The 19,555-nt window shown below is 72.3% G+C and carries 19 protein-coding genes and 2 riboswitches; of the genes, 13 read left to right on the top strand and 6 right to left on the bottom strand.

The features are described from left to right. The gene (pcrA, locus tag JCO01S_RS07910) at positions 1-2,430 is read left to right on the top strand and encodes a DNA helicase PcrA (RefSeq protein WP_068253425.1); all 2,430 of its coding nucleotides are present in this window, start codon (positions 1-3) and stop codon (positions 2,428-2,430) included. A 7-nt stretch (positions 2,431-2,437) separates the two neighbouring features. Here the strand turns inward: pcrA and JCO01S_RS07905 are convergent, their stop codons facing one another. Both JCO01S_RS07905 and JCO01S_RS07900 read right to left on the bottom strand, forming a co-directional pair. Beyond that, positions 2,438-3,199, bottom strand: coding sequence for a M23 family metallopeptidase (locus JCO01S_RS07905; RefSeq protein ID WP_068253422.1), 762 nt, complete (start codon positions 3,197-3,199; stop codon positions 2,438-2,440). Positions 3,200-3,257: 58 nt separating this feature from the next. Next, on the bottom strand, positions 3,258-4,184 hold the full coding sequence (locus JCO01S_RS07900; RefSeq protein WP_245634367.1) for an esterase/lipase family protein: 927 nt from the start codon (positions 4,182-4,184) through the stop codon (positions 3,258-3,260). Positions 4,185-4,314: 130 nt separating this feature from the next. On the opposite strand from JCO01S_RS07900, the gene sucC reads away from it, so the two are divergent. From sucC to ribH, 7 genes are all read left to right on the top strand, one after another. Next, positions 4,315-5,496: an ADP-forming succinate--CoA ligase subunit beta gene (gene sucC / locus JCO01S_RS07895; protein WP_068253419.1), complete on the top strand. Its 1,182-nt coding sequence runs from the start codon at positions 4,315-4,317 to the stop codon at positions 5,494-5,496. 20 nt (positions 5,497-5,516) lie between these two features. Then, positions 5,517-6,401 (top strand): succinate--CoA ligase subunit alpha, encoded by an 885-nt coding sequence (gene sucD, locus JCO01S_RS07890; protein WP_068253417.1) that lies wholly within the window; start codon positions 5,517-5,519, stop codon positions 6,399-6,401. Between the two features lie 277 nt (positions 6,402-6,678). Continuing rightward, on the top strand, positions 6,679-7,470 hold the full coding sequence (locus JCO01S_RS07885; RefSeq protein WP_084342743.1) for a lysozyme: 792 nt from the start codon (positions 6,679-6,681) through the stop codon (positions 7,468-7,470). Positions 7,471-7,564: 94 nt separating this feature from the next. Beyond that, a riboswitch (FMN riboswitch) is annotated at positions 7,565-7,695 on the top strand. A gap of 121 nt (positions 7,696-7,816) precedes the next feature. After that, complete coding sequence (ribD, locus tag JCO01S_RS07880; protein ID WP_068253415.1) at positions 7,817-8,908, top strand: bifunctional diaminohydroxyphosphoribosylaminopyrimidine deaminase/5-amino-6-(5-phosphoribosylamino)uracil reductase RibD; 1,092 nt, start codon at positions 7,817-7,819, stop codon at positions 8,906-8,908. Beyond that, the gene (locus JCO01S_RS07875; protein WP_068253413.1) at positions 8,908-9,528 is read left to right on the top strand and encodes a riboflavin synthase; all 621 of its coding nucleotides are present in this window, start codon (positions 8,908-8,910) and stop codon (positions 9,526-9,528) included. Before ribD ends, JCO01S_RS07875 begins: the two co-directional genes overlap by 1 nt. Further along, a complete protein-coding gene (locus JCO01S_RS07870) occupies positions 9,525-10,805 on the top strand; it encodes a bifunctional 3,4-dihydroxy-2-butanone-4-phosphate synthase/GTP cyclohydrolase II (RefSeq protein ID WP_084342742.1) in 1,281 nt (426 codons plus the stop codon). Before JCO01S_RS07875 ends, JCO01S_RS07870 begins: the two co-directional genes overlap by 4 nt. Beyond that, entirely contained in the window at positions 10,802-11,272 is a 471-nt protein-coding gene (ribH, locus tag JCO01S_RS07865) for a 6,7-dimethyl-8-ribityllumazine synthase (RefSeq protein WP_068253409.1), read from the top strand. The genes JCO01S_RS07870 and ribH overlap by 4 nt, the downstream gene beginning before the upstream one ends. 131 nt (positions 11,273-11,403) lie before the next feature. Here the strand turns inward: ribH and JCO01S_RS07860 are convergent, their stop codons facing one another. Then, entirely contained in the window at positions 11,404-12,939 is a 1,536-nt protein-coding gene (locus tag JCO01S_RS07860) for a hypothetical protein (protein ID WP_068253402.1), read from the bottom strand. After that, complete coding sequence (locus JCO01S_RS07855) at positions 12,932-13,438, bottom strand: RNA polymerase sigma factor (protein WP_068253401.1); 507 nt, start codon at positions 13,436-13,438, stop codon at positions 12,932-12,934. Before JCO01S_RS07855 ends, JCO01S_RS07860 begins: the two co-directional genes overlap by 8 nt. 121 nt (positions 13,439-13,559) lie before the next feature. Between JCO01S_RS07855 and JCO01S_RS07850 the strand changes: the two genes are divergently transcribed. Then, the gene (locus JCO01S_RS07850) at positions 13,560-14,726 is read left to right on the top strand and encodes a cell division protein PerM (RefSeq protein WP_245634369.1); all 1,167 of its coding nucleotides are present in this window, start codon (positions 13,560-13,562) and stop codon (positions 14,724-14,726) included. A 37-nt stretch (positions 14,727-14,763) separates the two neighbouring features. On the opposite strand, the gene JCO01S_RS07845 is transcribed toward JCO01S_RS07850, so the two are convergent. Next, positions 14,764-15,417: a class F sortase gene (locus JCO01S_RS07845; RefSeq protein WP_068253388.1), complete on the bottom strand. Its 654-nt coding sequence runs from the start codon at positions 15,415-15,417 to the stop codon at positions 14,764-14,766. A gap of 54 nt (positions 15,418-15,471) precedes the next feature. Next, on the bottom strand, positions 15,472-16,224 hold the full coding sequence (locus JCO01S_RS07840; protein ID WP_157074517.1) for a CHRD domain-containing protein: 753 nt from the start codon (positions 16,222-16,224) through the stop codon (positions 15,472-15,474). 146 nt (positions 16,225-16,370) lie between these two features. Between JCO01S_RS07840 and JCO01S_RS07835 the strand changes: the two genes are divergently transcribed. The 4 genes from JCO01S_RS07835 to JCO01S_RS07820 all read left to right on the top strand — a co-directional run. Then, complete coding sequence (locus JCO01S_RS07835; protein WP_068253380.1) at positions 16,371-16,718, top strand: hypothetical protein; 348 nt, start codon at positions 16,371-16,373, stop codon at positions 16,716-16,718. Positions 16,719-16,749: 31 nt separating this feature from the next. Then, complete coding sequence (gene purN / locus JCO01S_RS07830) at positions 16,750-17,352, top strand: phosphoribosylglycinamide formyltransferase (protein WP_068253379.1); 603 nt, start codon at positions 16,750-16,752, stop codon at positions 17,350-17,352. A gap of 30 nt (positions 17,353-17,382) precedes the next feature. Beyond that, positions 17,383-17,460, top strand: a riboswitch (ZMP/ZTP riboswitch). 29 nt (positions 17,461-17,489) lie between these two features. Continuing rightward, a complete protein-coding gene (purH, locus tag JCO01S_RS07825) occupies positions 17,490-19,100 on the top strand; it encodes a bifunctional phosphoribosylaminoimidazolecarboxamide formyltransferase/IMP cyclohydrolase (protein ID WP_068253378.1) in 1,611 nt (536 codons plus the stop codon). A gap of 32 nt (positions 19,101-19,132) precedes the next feature. Continuing rightward, positions 19,133-19,555, top strand: a 423-nt coding sequence (locus JCO01S_RS07820; protein WP_281189184.1) for a tetrahydrofolate dehydrogenase/cyclohydrolase catalytic domain-containing protein, incomplete at its 3' end; no start/stop codon positions are given.

The raw sequence follows: 19,555 nt of genomic DNA, 5'->3' as shown, positions 1-19,555 counted from the left end.
ATGAGCAGCCTCTTCGACGACCTTCCCGATGCCCTGCCCGGTGGCTGGACCGGCGACGTCACGGACTCCGGTGTGCCCACCTGGGCGCTCTCCGGCCAGACCCCGGCCAGCGCGCCGCACGCCGCGGTCGGCCCCGCCGATCCCGAGGAGCTGGTGGCGGGGCTGAACCCCTCGCAGCGCGAGGCCGTCCTGCACGAAGGGGGCCCCCTCCTCATCGTCGCCGGCGCCGGCTCCGGCAAGACCCGCGTGCTCACCCACCGCATCGCTCACCTCCTCGGCGCGAAGGGGGTCCAGCCCGGCCAGATCCTGGCGATCACCTTCACGAACAAGGCCGCCGCGGAGATGCGCGAGCGGGTCGAGGAGCTCGTCGGTCCCCGGGCGCGTGCGATGTGGGTGATGACCTTCCACTCCGCGTGCGTGCGGATCCTGCGCCGCGAGGCGGCGAAGGTCGGGATGAAGTCCACCTTCTCGATCTACGACGCGGCGGACAGCCAGCGCCTCGTCTCCCTCGTGATGCGCGACCTGGACCTGGACTCCAAGCGGTACCGGCCGCGGGCCTTCTCCCACCAGATCAGCAACCTCAAGAACGAGCTCGTCGACGAGGAGGAGTACGCCCGCCGGGTCGCCGGTGACGAGGACGCCGAGGACCCGGGAGGCACCCACCAGGAGAAGGTGCTCTCGGACGTCTACACCGAGTACCAGCGGCGGCTGCGGCAGGCCAATGCGCTGGACTTCGACGACATCATCATGACGACGGTGCACATGCTGCAGGCCTTCCCGGACGTCTCCGAGCACTACCGGCGCCGCTTCCGCCACGTCCTCGTCGACGAGTACCAGGACACCAACCACGCGCAGTACCAGCTGGTCCGCGAGCTCGTCGGCGGCACCGACGACGCGGCGGAGCGCGACCCCAAGGCCGTCCCGCCGAGCGACCTCGTCGTCGTCGGTGACGCGGACCAGTCGATCTACGCCTTCCGCGGCGCCTCGATCCGCAACATCATCGAGTTCGAGCAGGACTACCCGGACGCGCGCACCATCCTGCTGGAGCAGAACTACCGCTCCACCCAGACGATCCTCACCGCGGCCAACGCCGTCATCGAGCGCAACGAGTCCCGCCGCAAGAAGAACCTGTGGACCGAGGCCGGCGAGGGCGAGTCGATCATCGGTTACGTCGGGGACAACGAGCACGACGAGGCCTCCTTCATCGCGACGAGCATCGACCGGCTCCAGGACGAGCACGGCGTGCAGCCCAAGGACGTCGCCGTCTTCTACCGGACCAATGCCCAGTCCCGTGCGATCGAGGAGGTCTTCGTGCGGGTCGGCCTGCCGTACAAGGTGGTCGGCGGTACCCGCTTCTACGAGCGGCGGGAGGTCAAGGACGCCCTGGCCTACCTGCACGTCGTCGCCAACCCGGTCGACGACGTGAACCTGCGCCGCATCCTCAACACCCCGAAGCGGGGCATCGGCGACCGGGCCCAGGCCGCGGTCTCCCAGCTCGCGGAGCGTGAGCGCATCCCCTTCGTCGCGGCGCTCGGCCGGGCCGAGGACGCCCCCGGCATCGCCACCCGTTCCGCCACCGCCATCAAGGGCTTCACCACCCTCCTGGAGGGGCTGCGTGAGCTGCAGGAGGACGGCGCCGGCATCGGCGACCTGCTCGAGGCGGTCCTGGAGCGCACCGGCTACGTCAGCGAGCTGCAGGCCAGCCGCGACCCGCAGGACGAGACCCGCCTGGAGAACCTTGCCGAGCTCGTCGGCGTGGCCCGGGAGTTCGACGCCACCCGCGAGGCGACGGGCGAGGTCGTCAGCCTCGACGACTTCCTCGAGCAGGTGAGCCTCGTCGCCGACGCCGACGAGATCCCCGACGACGCGGACGACGGTGGCGTCGTCACGCTGATGACGCTGCACACGGCCAAGGGCCTGGAGTTCCCCGCGGTCTTCCTCACCGGGTTGGAGGACGGCACCTTCCCCCACCAGCGCAGCCTCGGCGACGAGAAGGAGCTGGAGGAGGAGCGCCGACTGGCCTATGTCGGCATCACCCGGGCCAAGGAGCGGCTGCACCTCTCCCGGGCGTCGGTGCGCAGCGCCTTCGGCACGCCCCAGTACAACCCGGCCTCACGCTTCCTCGACGAGATCCCGGAGACGCTGCTGCAGTGGGAGCGGGAGGGGCCGAAGGTGGGTCCGGCCCGCCCCGGTGTCGGCGGCCAGCCGGCCGTGGCCCGGCTGGCGGCACGGCCGCGGGCGAAGTCCCCGGGCAACCGACCGGCCATCAGGCTCGACGCGGGGGACAAGGTCACCCACGACACCTTCGGTCTCGGGACGGTCGTGCGGGTCGAGGGCGAGGGCGAGAAGGCGCTGGCCCACGTGGACTTCGGTGACGAGGACGGCGTCAAGCGGCTGCTGCTGCGCTACGCCCCGCTCGAGAAGCTCTGAGGGGCTCCTACCCCGTCGGCTCCCCGTCGAGCCCGTGCCTCGCGAGCCAGGGGCTCGGGTCGACCGGGTCACCGTCGCCGGGGCGGATCTCCAGGTGCAGGTGCGGTCCCGTGGAGTGCCCGGTGTTCCCCGACTCGGCGACGACCTCGCCGCGGGTGACCTCATCCCCTTCGTCCACCGACGTCGAGGAGAGGTGGCCGTAGCGGGAGACGGTGCCGTCCGCGTACTCGATGTCCACCCGGATGCCGTACCCGGCCATCTCGCCGGCGGCGAGGACCGTCCCGTCACCCATCGAACGGACCGGGGTCCCGACGTCGACGCCGTAGTCGTTGCCCGCGTGCAGCCGGCCCCACCGCTGCCCGTAACCGGAGGTGAAGGGGGCCTGCCTCACCGGCATCACCCACGTGGCAGGCGGCTCGGTCGCCTCCCGCCGCTCCTGCGCCTCCTCCTGCTGCGACCCCGCCATGAGGGTGAGCGTGTCGGCGCGGTCCTCCTCGGCGGGGGAAGGGCCGCGCCGACCGTCGCGGGAGGCACGCTGGAGGTCCCTGTCCGCGCCCGGCCTCGTCATGGCGGATGCCCCGGGGTCGCCGGACACGTCACCGAGGCCCGGCAGTGCCCCGCTCCGGCTGCCCGCCGCGACGCCGGTGAGCAAGAGGGCCCCGATCGCGAGTGCGGGCACGCCGCGGCGCAGCCAGGCGGACGCACGGATGCGCGGTCGCGCGGTGCGGCGGGCACTGCGCGGTCGGTGCCGGCCGGCGTAACGGATCATGACGGCGGGTGTCCTCGGGGCAGGGGAGCGGACGACCCGAGGACGATACCGCTCCGGCTCAGCGGGGGAGGCCGGTGATGTCCGTGACGGAGGCCGTGGGGGCCCCCTTCGAGTCCAGCTGGACCAGCCCGGTGGAGATGCGGTGGGCGACCGAGGGCAGGATCGGCAACGACAGGTGCCCCACCCCGTGCAGCTCGACGTTCGTCACGTCCACGCCCTCCTGGTGCAGCACCCCGTTGGAGGCGGGTACGACCGCCTCGTCGGTGTCCGACCAGAAGGAGATGACCCGGGTGCGACACTCCGGCGCGGGGGCGTTCAGGTCGTGCATCAGGGCACTTCCCGGCCGCAGCTGACGGGTGAGGGCGGTCGGCAGGAGGTGGGCCACGAGGGTGCCGCGGTGCGGGGCACCGAGGGTGACGAGGGTGTGCACCCGCTCATCGCCGCCGAGACGGGTCACGTAGTACCGGGCGATGATCCCGCCGAGGCTGTGGGCGACGACGTGGATCCGCTCGAACCCGGTCTCCTCGCAGATCCGCTCGATCTCCTCCGCGAGCTGGATGGCGGCGGTGCGCACGTCCTTGGTCCGGATCGAGTAGTTCATCGCGAAGACCCGCGTGAAGCCGCGGCGCAGCAGACCACGGCGCAGCAGCGCGAAGATCGAGTGGTTGTCCGCCAGCCCGTGCAGCAGCAGGATCGGGGTGCCGAGCTGCGGGCCGGCCGCGACGACCATGCCGCGCTGCAGCGGGGTCAGGGACTCCAGGCTGTAGGTGTGCCCGACCCGGCCGCGTCGCGGCGGCCGCGTCCCGAAGGGGTAGAGCGACACGTGGGTGCTCGCCCAGACCAGCTCGACGGCGGCGAAGGCCACGGCCTGCGGCGTGGCCATCCGTCGCAGCTGCCGGCAGAGCTCGGAGCGCAGCGAGGACCCCGGTGGGGGCTCCACCGGGACCTCCTCGACCGCCGTGGTCGTGACGTTCTGCGACACCATGGTGACTGCAGGGTAACCACGAGCAGGCCGTCGTGGGGGATACCACCCGCCCCCGGTCGTGCCCGGCCCTCGAGCGAAGCGATACCCTCGGCCTGCACCCCGTTATCACAGCAAGGACGGAATTACCCTCGTGGATCTCTTCGAGTACCAAGCACGCGATGTGTTCGAGAAGCACGGCGTCCCGGTCCTGGCCGGCTCCGTTGCCACCACCCCGCAGGAGGCCCGCGCGGCCGCCGAGACGATCGGGGCCAAGAGCGGCGGCGTCACCGTCGTCAAGGCCCAGGTCAAGACCGGTGGGCGCGGCAAGGCAGGTGGCGTCAAGGTCGCCAAGACCCTCGACGAGGCCGAGGCCCACGCCGAGGCCATCCTGGGCATGGACATCAAGGGCCACACGGTCCAGAAGGTGATGATCGCCCAGGGCGCGCAGATCGCCGAGGAGTACTACTTCTCGATCCTGCTCGACCGGGCCAACCGGTCCTACCTCGCCATGTGCTCCAAGGAGGGCGGCATGGAGATCGAGCAGCTCGCCGTCGAGCGCCCGGAGGCCCTCGCCCGCGTCGAGGTCGACCCGAACGTGGGCATCGACGACGCCAAGGCGAAGGAGATCGTCACGGCCGCGGGCTTCGACGAGGCGGACGGCGCCAAGATCGCCGAGGCCCTCAAGAAGCTGTGGGTCGTCTACCGGGACGAGGACGCCACGCTCGTCGAGGTCAACCCGCTGGTCAAGACCGAGCAGGGCGACATCGTGGCCCTCGACGGCAAGGTCACCCTCGACGGCAACGCCGCCTTCCGCCAGCCGGACCACGCGGCCCTCGAGGACAAGGCCGCCACGGACCCGCTGGAGGCCAAGGCCAAGGAGAAGGACCTCAACTACGTCAAGCTCGACGGCAACGTCGGCATCATCGGCAACGGCGCGGGGCTCGTCATGAGCACCCTCGACGTCGTCGCCTACGCCGGTGAGGACCACACCGGCGGCAAGGCCAAGCCGGCCAACTTCCTCGACATCGGTGGCGGCGCCTCCGCCGAGGTCATGGCCAACGGTCTGGACGTCATCCTCGGTGACGAGCAGGTCAAGTCCGTCTTCGTCAACGTCTTCGGTGGCATCACCGCCTGCGACGCCGTCGCCAACGGCATCGTCGGCGCGCTGAAGACCCTCGGTGACGGCGCGACGAAGCCGCTCGTCGTCCGCCTGGACGGCAACAACGTCGACGAGGGTCGTCGCATCCTCGCCGAGTTCAACCACCCGCTCGTGTCCATCGAGGACACGATGGACGGTGCCGCCCGCAAGGCCGCCGAGCTGGCCGCGAAGTAAAGGACGTAGAGAAAACAACCATGGCAATCTTCCTCACCGCAGAATCCAAGGTCATCGTCCAGGGCATGACCGGCTCCGAGGGCATGAAGCACACCACGCTCATGCTCGCCGCCGGCACCAACGTCGTGGGCGGCGTCAACCCCAAGAAGGCCGGCCAGAGCGTCGACTTCCCCTCCGGGCAGAGCGTGCCCGTCTTCGGCTCCGTCGGCGACGCGATGAAGGAGACGGGCGCCGACGTGTCCGTCATCTTCGTGCCGCCGGCCTTCGCCAAGTCCGCGGTCGTCGAGGCCATCGACGCCGAGATCGGCACCGCCGTCGTCATCACCGAGGGCATCGCCGTCAAGGACTCCGCGGAGTTCTACAACTACAGCGTGGGCAAGCAGACCCGGATCATCGGCCCGAACTGCCCCGGCGTCATCAGCCCCGGCAAGTCCAACGCCGGCATCATCCCTGCGAGCATCGCCGGGGCCGGCCGCATCGGCCTGGTGTCCAAGTCGGGCACGCTGACCTACCAGATGATGTACGAGCTGCGTGACTTCGGCTTCTCCACCGCCATCGGCATCGGTGGTGACCCGGTCATCGGCACGACGCACATCGACTGCCTCGAGGCCTTCGAGAAGGACCCCGAGACCGACGCGATCGTCATGATCGGCGAGATCGGTGGCGACGCCGAGGAGCGTGCGGCCGACTACATCAAGGACAACGTCTCCAAGCCGGTCGTCGGCTACGTCGCGGGCTTCACCGCCCCGGAGGGCAAGACGATGGGCCACGCCGGCGCCATCGTCTCCGGCTCCTCCGGCACGGCGGCCGCGAAGAAGGAGGCCCTCGAGGCCGCGGGCGTCAAGGTCGGCAAGACGCCGTCCGAGACCGCCGAGCTCATGCGGGAGATCATGCAGGGCAAGTGATCCCTCCCCACACGAAGGGCGGGTGCCGGGTCTTCCCGGCACCCGCCCTTCGTCGTGGCACCTACTCGCGAGTTACCTGGTTGACGGGAGCGGTGCCGCCGCGGCGCAGCGCCCTTCGAGGCTCACTTGCGCGCGAAGGGGGTTGCGGCACACCGGTGTTGACCAATCCGGGACGAAATCTCGACCCAATGCTTGCCTCGTGGTCACCTTCGATCTCTAGCCTCTGCGGTGGCGCGACCCCCTCGCGCGCCCGCCCCCTGAACGAGGAGAAGCTCCCATGCTCCGATCCGTCCTGCGCGCCGCCGCCCTCACCGGCGTGCTCGCGCTCTGTGCCGCCCCCTCGGCGAATGCCGCAGACCCGGATGACCCGCCCCCCGGCCGCGCCCAGATGGGCTGGAAGCTGCACGACGAGCGCTCCGCGGACCGCAGCGCCGCTGCCGACACCGCCGTCTCCGGGGTCCCCGGCATCGACGTCTCGAGCTGGCAGGGCAATGTCGACTGGTCGGCCCAGCGCGCGGCCGGCAACCGCTTCGCCTACGTCAAGGCGACGGAGGGCACGAGCTACACGAGTTCCTACTTCACCCAGCAGTACAACGGGTCCTACGACGCCGGCATGATCCGCGGCGCGTACCACTTCGCGCTCCCGAACAAGTCCAGCGGCGCCACGCAGGCGAACCACTTCGTCGCCAACGGCGGCGGCTGGTCCTCGGACGGCAAGACGCTGCCGGGAGCCCTCGACATGGAGTGGAACCCCTACGGCGCCACCTGCTACGGCAAGACGAAGACCCAGATGCGCTCCTGGATGAATTCCTTCCTCAATCGGTACAAGACCCTCACCGGTCGGTACCCGGTCATCTACTCCAACACCAACTGGTGGAACCAGTGCGTCGGCTCGGACACGTCGTTCGCGAACAAGTCCCCGCTGTGGATCGCCCGCTACGGCTCCAGCGCCGGGTCGCTGCCGCCCGGGTGGGGTTGGTACACCTTCTGGCAGTACACCGACGACCCCATCGACAAGAACGTCTTCAACGGCTCCTACACCCGGCTCAAGGCGCTCGCCACGGGCTGACCGGCGGCAGTGGGCCCGCTCGGTGAGTGTGACCACACCACCGCAGGGTCCGCCGACGCGCTGGCGTAGACTGCTCGGCGTACGAGCAAGTCGTACGCGTGCTCCGGGGTCGGTGGAAGTCCGAGCCGGCGGTGACAGTCCGCGAACCCGTCCTCCTCGAGGGCGGGCCGAGCTGGTGGAACTCCAGCACCGACGGTGAAAGTCCGGATGGGAGGCAGCACGCGACGGTTCCGGTCGTGCCGGTCCCGCAACGGGGCCCGGCGCCCCGATCGCCGTCGTCGCCCGAGAACCGGGCTGCCACCCCCTTCGCCCCACCGGGCTCGTGTACCGAGCACGGAGAGGGCAGATGGCCGGCCAGCAGATGACACCAGCCGAGGCGATGGACCGTGCCGTCGTGCTCGCCGCCGGGGGCCTGGGGCGCACCAGCCCGAACCCCGTCGTCGGCTGCGTCATCCTCGACCGCGACGGCCACGTCGTCGGCGAGGGCCTCCACCAGCGGGCGGGAGGACCGCACGCCGAGGTGGCTGCCCTGGCGGACGCCGGCGAGCGGGCACGGGGCGGCACCGCCGTCGTCACCCTCGAGCCGTGCCGCCACAGCGGCCGCACCGGCCCGTGCACCCGCGCGCTCGTCGAGGCGGGCATCACCCGCGTCGTCGTGGCGGTGGCGGACCCGACCGGCGATGCCGGTGGCGGGCTGCAGGACCTGCGCGCGGCCGGCATCGAGGTGGACGAGGGAGTCGGCCGGGAGGCGGCGACCCACGTCAACCGCGCCTGGCTGCACTCGGTGCGCACCGGCCGACCCTTCGTCACGTGGAAGTCCGCAGCCACCCTGGACGGGCGCACCGCTGCCGCCGACGGCACGAGCCGCTGGATCACCGGCGCCCCTGCCCGCCGGGCGGTGCACGAGCTGCGGGCCGAGCGGGACGCCGTCCTCGTCGGGACCGGCACGCTGCGGGCGGACGACCCCCACCTGGCCGTCCGGGACCTCCCGGGCGCCCCGTCGCCGCTGCGCGTCGTGCTCGACGCCCGGGCCGAGATCCCCCTCACCGCACGGGTGCTCGACGACGCCGCCGACACCCTCGTCGTCGTCGCCGAGGGCACAGATGCCAGCCGCCTGACCGACGCCGGCGTCGGTGTCCTCGCGGTGCCCGCGGCCGACGGTCTCGACCTGCCCGCGGTGCTGCACGGCCTGCAGGAGAGAGGGATCCGCTCCGTCCTGCTCGAAGGGGGTGCCCGGCTCGCGGGCGCCTTCGTCGCCGCCGACCTCGTCGACGAGGTCGTCGCCCACGTCGCACCGGCCCTGCTGGGTGCCGGTCGCCCCGTCCTGGAGGACGCGGGCATCGCCACGATCACCGAGGCCCTGCGCCTGACCACCACCGACGTCACCCGCCTGGGTGAGGACGTCGCCATCACTGCTGCCGTCAGGAGGATCAGCTGATGTTCACCGGGATCATCGAGGAGCTGGGGGAGGTCGTCGCGATCGAACCCACGGGTGACTCCAGCCGGATCACGGTCGCCGGCCGGGTCGCGACGCGCGGCGCCACCCACGGTGCCTCGATCGCCGTCGACGGGGTGTGCCTGACGGTCACCGACCCCAGTCCGAAGGGGGACCGCGTCACCTTCGACGTCATCGCGGAGAGCCTGCGCCGCAGCGCCCTCGGCGACCTGCGTGTCGGGGACCGGGTCAACCTCGAGCGGGCGATGGTCCTCGGCTCCCGGCTCGACGGCCACCTCGTGCAGGGGCACGTGGATGCGGTCGCGACGATCTCCGAACGTCGCCCGGAGGGACGAGGCCGTGAGGGAGACGTGGTGCGCCTGCAGATCCCGGGCGACCTGGCCCCCTTCGTCGTGGAGAAGGGTTCCATCTGCCTGGACGGCGTGAGCCTCACGCTGACCGCGGTGGGTCGCGAGCACGTTGAGGTGGCCCTGATCCCCACGACGATGGAGCTGACGACGTTGGGGCACAAGGCCGTCGGGGACCGGGTCAACGTCGAGGTCGATGTCATCGGCAAGTACGTCCAGCGCCAGCTGGACCTGGACCAGGAGGACGCGCGATGACAGCGCAGGACCACCTCGAGCGCCACGCCCACGGGGACCATCCCGAGTCGATGCTCGACCCGATCGAGCGTGCGGTGGCCGAGATCGGTGCGGGCCGTCCCGTCCTCGTCGTCGACGACGCCGACCGCGAGAACGAGGGTGACATCATCTTCGCCGCGGACGCGGCCACCCCCGAGCTCATGGGCCTGACCGTGCGCCTCGGCAGCGGGGTGGTGTGCGTGGCGATGATCGGCGAGGAGCTGGACCGCCTCGGCCTGCCCCCGATGACCCGGGTCAACGAGGACGCCAAGGGCACCGCCTACACGGTCTCGGTCGACGCGCGCACCGGCGTGAGCACCGGCATCAGCGCGGCGGACCGCTCCCGGACCGCCCGGCTGCTCGCCGACCCCAGGACGATGCGCGGGGACCTCGCTCGGCCCGGGCACATGTTCCCGCTGCGCGCCCGCAGCGGTGGCGTGCTGGAGCGTCGGGGGCACACCGAGGCGGCCGTCGACCTCTGCCGGCTGGCGGGGCGCGCACCCGCCGGTGTCATCTGCGAGGTCGTCGAGGAGGACGGGTCGATGGCCCGACTGCCCTCGCTGCGCCGGGTCGCGGACGAGCGCGGCTGGGCGCTGGTGAGCATCGCCGACCTCGTCGACCTGCGTCGTCGCACCGAGGCCCTCGTCGATCGCGTCGTCACCACCCGGCTGCCGACGGCCCACGGGGACTTCGTCGCCCACGGCTACCGCAGCGGCGTGGACGGCAGCGAGCACGTCGCGCTCGTCCACGGCGACATCACGACCGGCACGCCGCTGGTCCGGGTGCACAGCGAGTGCCTCACCGGGGACGTCCTGCACTCCCGGCGCTGCGACTGCGGGCCCCAGCTGGAGGCCGCCCAGCGGCAGGTCGTCGAGGCCGGCGGGGGCATCATCGTCTACGTCCGGGGGCACGAGGGGCGCGGCATCGGGCTGCTCGGCAAGCTGCGTGCCTACGCCCAGCAGGACGCCGGCGAGGACACCGTCGATGCCAACCTCAACCTCGGCCTGCCGGTCGACGCCCGTGACTACACCCACGCGGCACAGATCCTGCGCGACCTCGGCGTGGACCGGGTGCGGCTGCTGAGCAACAACCCGACCAAGGTCACGGCCCTCACCACGCTCGGGGTCGAGGTGAGCGAGCGGGTACCGCTCGCGGCCGGGGTGACGATGGAGAACCTGCGCTACCTGCGCACCAAACGGGACCGGATGGGCCACGACCTGCCGTGGCTGCCGGAGACGGACGAAGGGAGCACGACATGAGTGGCGAGGGCGCACCGAGCCTGGACCTGGGCGATGCGAGCGACGTGACCGTCGCGATCGTCGCCTCCAGCTGGCACACGACCATCATGGACGGGTTGGTCGGGGGAGCGGAGGCGGCGCTCGCCGACGCGGGGATCGACCCGCAGGTGGTGCGGGTCGCCGGCAGCTTCGAGCTGCCGGTCGTCGCCGCCCAGCTGGCCCGGACCCACGACGCGGTCGTGGCACTCGGCGTCATCATCCGCGGGGGCACCCCGCACTTCGACTACGTGTGCACCGCCGCGACCGAGGGGCTCTCACGTGTCGCGCTCGAGTCCGGGACCCCGGTCGGCTTCGGCCTGCTCACGTGCGACGACGAGGGCCAGGCCATCGACCGCGCGGGCCTGCCGGGCTCGCGGGAGGACAAGGGACGGGAGGCCGCGGAGGCGGCCGTCTCGACGCTGCGCACGCTCCGGTCGCTGCGGGAGTGACCAGCGGCACGACGCCCGGGGAAGTCCACCCGTGACGTTCGCTTACCGTTCCTTTACCATGGCGGCTACAGTGCCGACCCGGTCGACCCCCCTGCTCCCGGGTCGGCACTGCCATCTTCTCCCACCCCCGGTCAGTGCGTCACCGCGATCCCCAGCAGCCGGCCCAGCTCGCTGCGGGCGACGTCGTCGGTGAGCGGTCCGGGCGCCGTCTGCGCCTCGGTGAGGTGCAAGATCGTCACCCCGGAGCCGATGCGGGCCACGCCCAGGTACTCCACGAAGTCGCCGTCGCCGACCCGGTAGACGCCATTGCCCAGGTCGGTCGCCTCGGTACCCGTGCAACCTGACCTCAGCCCCTCGCGCAGCTCCGCGTAGCGGTCGGACGAGGCGTCGGTCAGCAGGACGTACTGCTGACCGAAGTAGTTCATGTCCCCCTCGCCCGAGCGGATGCCGATCGCGCCGATCCGGTCGCCGGAGTCCGCCGAGGTGCACACCGACAGGTAGGACCGCCCCTCCATCTCCACCGGTCCCTCGAAGGAGGACTCGCCACCGGTGAGCGCGGGGGAGGCCCAGCGCTCGGCGGGCACGTAGTGGCGGGCGGCCACGCCACCGACCTGGGGGTGGCCCCCTTCGTCCCGGTCCTCCGTCGAGGTGGTGCTCTTGCCCGTCTCGGGCTCGATGGCGGCGCTCGGCGGTGTCGTCGGCTCCACGTCGTCATCGCTGCGGGACGGCGAGCCGGAGGGTGAGGACGCGCTCCCGGTGGGCCGCGGTGCGGCCATGACGGGAGGCTCCTCGGTGCTGGTCGGGCTGGGGGAGGAGGGAGTCGTGGTCGAGGTCGGGGTCGGCGTGCTCGTACCCGAGGAGGTGTTCGTCGGGGTCGGCTCACGCGGGATGTCGGCGAGGTCGACCTCCCCGAGCACCCCCAGACCGAGGCGGCGCATGTCCTTCGCGGAGTGGACGGGCCCGTCCTCGACCACGGTGATGAAGGAGAGACGGCTGCCGCGGCGCACCTCGAGCCACCACTGGCCCGGACCGCCGTCCGGGGAGGCCTGCCACAGCCGGTACCGGCCGTCGCCGAGCCGTCCCGAGTCGACCTTCTCCAGCGACAACGAGTCGGTGCAGGAGGTGACGGCCTCGTCCACGGTGTCGCGCAACCGCTGCGGGTCCTCCTCGTCAGTGCCGACCCACTGCCGGGCGGCGACGTCGCCGTCTCCCAGACGGGCCACCCGGTGCTCCCAGGTCGCGTCCGGGTCCGGGGTGAAGCAGGGACCGGTCAGGTCCTCGGGCGTGACCGTCGAGGGCACGGTGCGGCCGAGCGCTCCGGACCACTCGCGTGCCCCGAGCACGACGAGCCCCTCCCTCACGGCGACCGTCTCCGGAGAGCTGCTGCTCGTCCCCGCGAAGGTCGAGGAGCTCGCCGGCGGGGCGACGTCGCTGCTGTTCCAGGTGAGGATCCCGGCGCCCGCGGCGACCACCGTGGCCGCGGCGGCGCCCGCCAGGACGCCGACGACCCGATGGCGGCGGGAGCTGAGGACACCCAGCTCGGCGCCCGAAGCGCGCACCGACTCCGGCCCGGGGAGGGGGTGGGCGTCGACGTCCTCGCGGAGGGACGCGAGGGCACGCCGGACGAGCTCCTCCTCGTCGGGGTCCCAGCGGTGATCGTCAGTCATCGTGGGCCTCCTTCGGGGCGAGGATCGTGGCGAGCTGGTGGCGCCCGCGGTGCAGGCGGGCCTTGACGGTTCCGGGGGGCGAGCCGGTCTGGCGGGCGATCTCGTCGATGCTGAGGTCGGCGAGGTAGTGCAGCGCGATGGTCTCACGCACCTCCGGACCGAGCCGGCGCAGCGCCGAGACCACGGTCATCCGGTCATCACCCGGAGCTGCCGGCTCACTCGTGGGGCCGGTGCGCTCCAGCACCCGGGCCCGGTTGGTGTCCTTGCGCCAAGTGGAGATGGCGATGCGGCGCGCGACGGTGCGCACCCAGGCGAGGGGCTCGTCCGAGTCCCTGACCCGTGCCCAGCGCTGCCAGGCGCGGGCGTACGCCTCCTGCGTGGAGTCGCGAGCCAGCTCGAGATCGCCGGTCGAGGCATAGACGAGGTGCACGACGCGCTGTGCGGTGGCCCGGTAGAACTCGTCGAACTCGGCCGCCGCCGACAATCCTCCTCCCTTCATTCACTCCTCCAGACGCGTCGGTGGCGGCGAAGGTTGCCTCCTCGTGATGTCTTTTTGCACGGTACGGCCTGTCGGGCCGTCGTGGCGGCCACAACTCGGGGATCATGGCGCCGTGACGGTCATGGAGATGCTCCGCTCGGCGACACGGGTGGACGAGGGTGAGGACCGGGGCCGCCTGTGGTGGGCCGCCGGTGCGGGGGCGGCGACAGCCGCTTCGGGCCTCCTCGTCACCGTCCTCCTCCTCGTGCTCGGCATGCTCGCGGTCCCCCGCGCCACCGCCGGGGCCGGCGATGCCGTCGGCACCGGTGCACTGACGTGGCTGGTCCTCGGCGGAGGCCGGGTCGACCTCGGTGCCGGGCACCTCGCCATGACGCCGCTGCTCGGCACCGCCCTGCTCCTCCTGCTGGCCTGGTTCGGCGCCCGCCGCGGGCTGCCGGACGATCCCGATGCCCGGCTGCGGGGCCTGTGGCTGGGTGGGTACACCGGAGTCGGGGTGCTGGCGGCACTGCTCGGTCTCATGGCCCCCGCCGGCCCGGCGTGGCTCTTCCTGCCGGTCCCGGTGCTCGTGCTGCCGGCGCTCGCCCTCGCGCTCGCCCACGGCGTGTCCGACGTGCTGCCCGAGCGGGTGGCCCGGGTGACCGACCGCGTGCCGGCCGCGTTCGGCCGCGCGCTGCGTCCCGGTCTCGAGGGCGTCGGCGTGTCGATGGCCGCGGGGAGCCTGCTCGTCCTGCTCGCCGTCCTCGTCAACCTCGATCGGGTCGGCCACATCCAGTCCACGCTCGAGGCCGGCTTCTTCGGTGGCCTGCTGCTCGTGCTCGCCCAGCTCCTCCTGCTGCCGAACCTCGGCGTCTGGGCGCTCTCCTTCGCCGCGGGACCCGGCTTCTCCGCCGCCGACGGCGCCAGCACCACGTGGTCCGGTGCGGAGTCCGAGGTGCTCCCGATGCTGCCGGTGCTCGCCGCGCAGCCGCAGCCGGGCGGGCTGCCCTGGGTGACCCACCTGCTCGTTGTCGTGCCGCTGCTCATCGGGGCCTTCGTCGCCCGGCGCGCCCTGCGGCGGGTACCGCGCCTCGCGACGACCTCGACCAAGGCCGGTGTCGCTGCGGCGGCCGTGGCCGTCACCGCCGTCGGAGTGGCCCTCCTGGACGGCGTCGCCGGCGGCTCGCTCGGCAACGCCCGCCTCTCCGACCTCGGCGCCCCGGCGGTCCGGCTCGCGGTCGTGCTCCTGCTCGAGCTCGGGATCGGTGCCGCCGTGGTCCTCACCCGCGACTGGTGGCGGCTGCGTCGCTGACGCGCGGGAGCGCCCGATGACCGCCGCGGGCGGTGGCTCAGTCGACCAGCTCTGCGTACACCACGACATTGGACAGATGACGTCGGGCGGCCTCGTCGTAGGTGCCCCCGCAGGTGATCACGCGCAGCTCCGGATCGCTCGTCGCGCCGTAGACCGCCGCGCGTGGGAAGTCGTCCTTGGGGTACTGGCGCACCCTCGTCACCGTGAAGACCGCCGTGGACCCGTCCCGACGGTCGACCTCGATGCGGTCCCCGACCTCCGTCGCGCCGAGGTCGAAGAAGATCGAGGGATCATGGCCGCTGCCGGTGACGTGCCCGAGGAGCACGCTCGGCCCGGTCTCGCCGGGCGTGGGCGAGCCCGTGTACCAGCCCGCCTCGTCGTAGTGCTCCCCCTCGGGCACCTCCAACCGGCCGGCCGCGTCCAGGCCGAGGCCCTGGAGCCGGGAGTGGACACCGATGTCGGGCAGGCGCACCTCGGTCGGTCGCGAGGCAGCCATCGGCTCCACGTCGGGCGATGGTGCGGACGAACCGGCCGGCGAGTGGGCGGACGACGCGGTGGTGGAGGGGAGCGGATCCCCCTTCGCCTCCCCGCTGCCGGCGGCCGCCGAGGTCGGGGCGGGCGGAGCGCCCACCTGCTGGGTGGCCGCCCACCCGACGGTGCCACCTCCCGCCACGAGCAGCACGGTGCACACCGGGACCACCCATCGTGGTCCGCGGTGTGCACCGTGCCGTGGGGCGTGCACCGCTCAGCGGGTGCTCTTGCGGCGACCGGCCAGGAAGCCGGCGCCGCCGAGGCCCACGGCGACCGCGCCGAGAGTCAGGGCGGCCGGGTACTCGATGCCCCCGGTGCTGCTGCCGCCGGTCTCGACGCCACCCTCGGGCATGGACATCTGGGCCTGGTCGAGCTCGCCGCAGGCGGCCGGGACGGTGGCCTCGAGGGGCAGCTTCGGGTCCAGGTCCGACATGGCCTTGCCGTCGTAGGTCCCCGAACCGTCGAGGTCGACACCGTGGGTGACGATGACGCCGTTGCCGTCCTTGATGTCCTGGGCCACCTGGTCGGAGACCTCGATGGTGCGCTCATAGGTGTAGCTGTCGCCCGTCGGGAAGTTCGGCACGTCGACAGCGGCCTTGGGTCCGGTCTTGCCCGGCTCCATGGTCAGGGAGACCGCGACCATCCCGTACTGGTCGGCCGCGTCGGTCGTCTTCAGCGCGCCGTCCGGCCCGGTGCCCTCCATGTCCGGATCGGGGCACATGCTCTGGCCCCCGATGTGGACGTGCTGGGCGTGCGGTGCCTTCGCCGTCATGCCGCTCGTCTCGAGCTTGATGTGGACCTGGTTCCCGTCCACCTCGGCCCACGCGGTGCCGGAGGCGCCGGAGTCGTTGAGCTGGGTGAGGTGTGCTGTCAGCTCCCCGGAGTCGGCGCTGGCCGGCCCCGCAGCGAGCGGCAGGCCGACGAGGGCGGCGCTGGCGGCGAGTCCTGCGATTCGTGTGGTGCGCATCATTGCGGATCCTCTCCTCTCGGCGACGTGGTGCCGCCTCGTGCAGGGGTTTCGGAGCCGGCCGACTCGTGGATTGGACGCACTCGCGTCGCGATGCCGGAATTGGCACCATGGCCGCGAGGACAGCAACGAGAGGATGGCCCGGTGTGACGACTGACCCGGTCGGGCGGCAGTGGCCGCGGATCGGCGGCGCACTCTGCCTGCTCGCCGTCTGCGCCCTGACCGTGGCGGTGATGGCGGGCCAGATCACGATGACGTACTATCTGCCGCCGACCGATCCGGGGGGCGTCGCAGCACCCCGTACGAAGGTCTTCGGGCCGGCCGTCGTCGGTGCGGTCATCACCGGGGTGGCGACGCTGCTCGAGCTCGGGTGGACGGTCTGGAACGCCGTGGCCCACCCGCCCCGCAGGTGGTGGGTGGCCGCCGCGACGGTCGCCGTGGTCGCGGTGGCGGTGGGCATCGTGGTGTCCGGCATGGACCGACCGGACTTCTGAGCGAAGGGGGCCGGTCCCTAGACTCGCCGCCGTGAGCGTCCCCCTTCGTCTCCTCGTCCTCGTCTCCGGCTCCGGCACCCTGCTGCAGGCACTCCTGGACGCACAGGCCACCGGCACGCTGCCCGCGCGGGTGGTCGCGGCCGGCGCCGACCGGCCGGGGACGGTGGGCCTGGAGCGGGCGGTGGCCGCCGGGGTGCCCACCTTCGTCGAGCGGGTCGGTCAGCACCCCGACCGGGGCGCCTGGGACGAGGCCCTCGCCGCGCGCATCGCCGAGCACTCCCCGGACCTGGTGGTCACCGCCGGGTTCATGAAGATCCTCGGCCCCCGCGTCCTGCAGCACACGGTGCTCAACACCCACCCGGCGCTGCTGCCCTCCTTTCCCGGCGCGCACGGTGTGCGCGACGCCCTCGCCCACGGGGTCCGGGTCACCGGCTCGACCGCCCACCTCGTCGACGCCGGCGTCGACACCGGGCCGATCATCGACCAGCGGGTCGTCGAGGTGCTCGACGAGGACACCGAGGAGAGCCTGCACGAACGGATCAAGGTCGTCGAGCGGGCCATGCTCGTCGACGTGGTCACCGCGATGGCCACCCGCGGCTGGCACGTGGACGGGCGCCGCTGCCGCCTCGGCTGATTGGCTGGTCTTTGCGGGACCGGCATAGACTGACGAGGTCACGACTGGCGCAGGTGGGTCACCACCGGGGAGTGGAGTCGGGGTGCATCGCCCGCCTGGGTGCACCCGCACGAACCAGCGAACCAGGAGCACCCGAAGTGTCCGAACGCCGTCCGATCCGCCGCGCCCTCGTCTCCGTCTTCGACAAGAGCGGACTGGAGGACCTCGTGCGGGGCCTCGCCGACTCCGGTGTCGAGCTCGTCTCCACCGGTGGTTCCGCTGCCGCCATCGAGGGCCTCGGCCTGCCCGTGACGAAGGTGGAGGAGCTCACCGGCTTCCCCGAGTGCCTCGACGGCCGGGTGAAGACGCTGCACCCGCGCGTGCACGCCGGCATCCTCGCCGACTCCCGGATCCCGGACCACGTCCGCCAGCTCCAGGAGCTGGAGGTCGCCCCCTTCGACCTCGTCGTGGTCAACCTCTACCCCTTCGCCGAGACCGTCGCCTCCGGTGCATCGGTCGCGGACTGCGTCGAGAAGATCGACATCGGCGGCCCGACCATGGTTCGCGCGGCGGCGAAGAACCACGGCTCGGTCGCCGTCGTCACCGACCCGGCGAGCTACGGTGAGGTCCTCGAGGCGGTGCGCGGGGGCGGCTTCACCCTCGAGCAGCGTCAGCTGCTGGCCACCCGGGCCTTCGGGCACACCGCGCGCTACGACGTGGCCGTGGCGGAGTGGATGGCCGGGACCATCGCGGACACGGGTGACGGCACCGGCTTCGACGCCCTCGTCGGCGGCACCTGGACCCGGCAGCGGCCGCTGCGCTACGGCGAGAACCCGCACCAACGCGCCGCGCTCTACGTCTCCGACGCCGCCGGGCAGTCGGACGGGATCGCCGGCGCCGAGCAGCTGCACGGCAAGGAGATGTCCTACAACAACTACGTCGACGGCGACGCGGCCTGGCGTGCGGCCCATGACCACGCCGACCAGCCGACGGTGGCGATCATCAAGCACGCCAACCCGTGCGGCATCGCCGTCGGCGCCGACATCGAGGCCGCCTACGAGCGCGCCGCGGCCTGCGACCCCGTGTCGGCCTACGGCGGCATCGTCGCGAGCAACCGGCCGGTCACCGCGGCGATGGCGACGGCCCTGAACGGCACCTTCTCCGAGGTCGTCATCGCGCCGGACTTCGAGGAGGAGGCGCTGACGATCCTGCGGGAGAAGAAGAACCGCCGCCTGCTGCGCGCCGCGACACCGACGCCCGGTGGGGTCGAGGTGCGACCGATCTCCGGTGGTCTGCTCGTGCAGGACCGCGACGCGATCGACGCCGTCGTGGCGAAGGGGGAGGACGACGGCCCGATGCAGGGCCACGGCGACGACCCGGCGCAGTGGGCGCTCGTCTGCGGCGAGGCGGCCGACGAGCAGACCCTGGCCGACCTCGCCTTCGCCTGGCGAGCGGTGCGCGCCACCAAGTCCAACGCCATCCTCCTCGCGGACGACGGCGCCTCGGTCGGCATCGGCATGGGCCAGGTCAACCGCGTCGACTCCTGCCACCTGGCGGTCTCCCGGGCCGGCGAGGAGCGGGCGCAGGGGGCCGTGGCCGCCTCGGACGCCTTCTTCCCCTTCGCGGACGGTCTGCAGGTCCTCCTCGACGCCGGTGTGCGCGCGGTCATCGCGCCCGGCGGGTCGAAGCGGGACGCGGAGGTCATCGAGGCCGCGGAGGCGGCCGGCGTCACCATGTACTTCACCGGTACGCGGCACTTCGCGCACTGAGCCCGGCGAGCGCAGAGCAGAAGGGAGACCTCGTGAGCGCACGGATCCTCGACGGCAGGGCCGTCCTGGCGACGATCAAGGACGAGCTGCGGGAGCGCGTGGCCGTCCTCAAGGAGGCCGGCACCACCCCCGGGCTCGGCACGGTCCTCGTCGGTGACGACCCCGGCTCGCGCTGGTACGTCGGCGCCAAGCACAAGGACTGCGCCGACATCGGCATCACGAGCATCCGGCGGGACCTGCCCGCGGACTCCACCCTCGAGGAGGTCCTGGCGGTCGTCCGGGAGCTCAACGAGGACCCGGAGTGCACCGGCTACCTCGTGCAGCAGCCGACCGGGCTGGACGAGAACGCGATCCTCTCCGCGGTCGACCCGGTCAAGGACGTCGACGGGCTGCACCCGATGAACCTCGGCTGGCTCGTGCTCGGCGAGCCGGCGCCGCTGCCGTGCACGCCGATG

The organism is Janibacter corallicola NBRC 107790, from assembly GCF_001570965.1.
Classification (GTDB): Bacteria; Actinomycetota; Actinomycetes; order Actinomycetales; family Dermatophilaceae; genus Janibacter; species Janibacter corallicola.
Note: the sequence above shows the minus strand (reverse complement) of the source record. Positions and strands in the feature narration are given on the sequence as shown.